The following is a 1,558-nucleotide window of genomic DNA, read 5'->3' as shown; positions in this document are numbered from 1 at the left end:
CGGAAGTTTTCAAGTCAAGCGGTACCAAGGTGAGTGAAGCGACGGTTAAGCGGCTTGCGCTTCGGCCATCTTCTTCGGTTCGTTGATCCAAGCTGGCCCGGGTAGGGCCAGGATCTTGGGATCAGTGGCGGTGGTGAAACGGTTTGAGTGTTTGGCCCGGGCAGCCGCCAAGGTCTGCGAACGCTTCAGGGCCACCGCGTCAGCGAAACCATAATGCACGTTCGCGGGGGTATGGAACCCGATTCCGGAGTGCTGATGATCATGGTTGTACCAATCCACGAATCCGCTGATGAAGGCACGCGCATCGGCCAAGGAAGCGAAGCGGTCGGGGAACGTCGGCCCGTACTTCATCGATTTAAATAGCGCCTCACTATATGGGTTGTCGTTGCTCACGCGGGGCCTGGAATGAGACCGGGTGACTTCAAGATCTGACAGCAGCCCGGCAACCGTCTTCGACGTCATCGATGTCCCGCGATCGGCATGGACGACATCGGGGATGCCGTGGATGCCGAAGATCTCCTTCATCATCTCTACCGCAAGGGTCCCGGATTCGGTGGCGTGGACATGGGCACCGACGATGAATCGCGAATGGATATCGATCATCACATAGCAGTCAAAGTACTTGCCTTTCACCGGACCAGCCAGCTTCGTAATATCCCACGACATCACCTGGCCTGGTGCGGTAGCGACGAGTTCGGGAACGGTCCGGGCCGGGTGGGTGGCCAACCGGCGGCGTTCGGCGATCTGTTCGTTGCCCTTCAGGATCCGGTAGAACGTCGAGACTGACCCGAGATAGATGCCTTCATCGAGGAGTTTCGTATAAACCTGCTGGGGCGCAAGGTCGACGAACTCCGGGGAGTTCAACGCCGAGAGGACCTCGGCTCGTTCGTCCGGGCTGAGTTTGTTCGGCGGTACCACCGGCGTCTGATCGACGGGCGAGGGCGGTTTGCGATAGATCGTGGTGCGTGAGAGCCCGACCAGCCTCGCGGCTTCCCGGGTGGCAATCTTGATGTCGAGGAGTTCACGATAGGCGTGTTTCATTTCTTCTTGGACTTCGGCTCGTCCGGTGACTGCGCGATGGCGTTGTCGAAGAACGCTGAGAGTTTTCCCATGACCTCTAGGGCTGCCTCGGATCGTTCTAACCGGCCCTCACTCACCTCCAGCTGGCGGCGCAAACGCGCGATCTCGACCTGCTCCGCAGAGAGCTTGCCAATGGTTTCGCCGGGCTTTCTGCCCGTGAGAGCACCGGCATCACGGAGCTTTCGCCACTCGGCGATCTGTGAGGAATACAGTCCTTGTCCGCGCAGGAATGCTCCGCCTTCCTTGCGGGTGCAGGAGTCCTCGTACTGGGTCAACAACTCAAGCTTCTGCGCGGGGGTGAACGACCGTCGACGGGACGGTCCACCGGCACGCGGTCCGGAACTACTCATGGACCCATTTTGGCCGACTTCGGCCACAACGAGATTCGACATTATGCTGGGTTTCCTAGTTCTCGCCCTACGTGGTCGGACTGATTTGCTCTGACACCTTGGTCCCGCTCAACCCTGACACGTAGGGA

1 protein-coding gene is annotated in these 1,558 nt (G+C 59.5%); it reads right to left on the bottom strand.

Translation table 11 applies throughout. The annotated features are described in order from the left end of the window. Positions 1–45: 45 nt before the first annotated feature. Positions 46–1,430 (bottom strand): IS3 family transposase gene (locus INT40_RS20275; RefSeq protein WP_193086659.1). Its coding sequence is split into 2 segments (ribosomal slippage): positions 46–1,112 and positions 1,112–1,430, totalling 1,386 coding nucleotides; the frame shifts between segments, so codons are not numbered across the junction. Between the last annotated feature and the right edge of the window lie 128 nt (positions 1,431–1,558).

The organism is Brevibacterium sp. FME17, assembly GCF_014897515.1.
In the GTDB taxonomy this organism is placed as follows: Bacteria; Actinomycetota; Actinomycetes; order Actinomycetales; family Brevibacteriaceae; genus Brevibacterium.
Note: the sequence above shows the minus strand (reverse complement) of the source record. Positions and strands in the feature narration are given on the sequence as shown.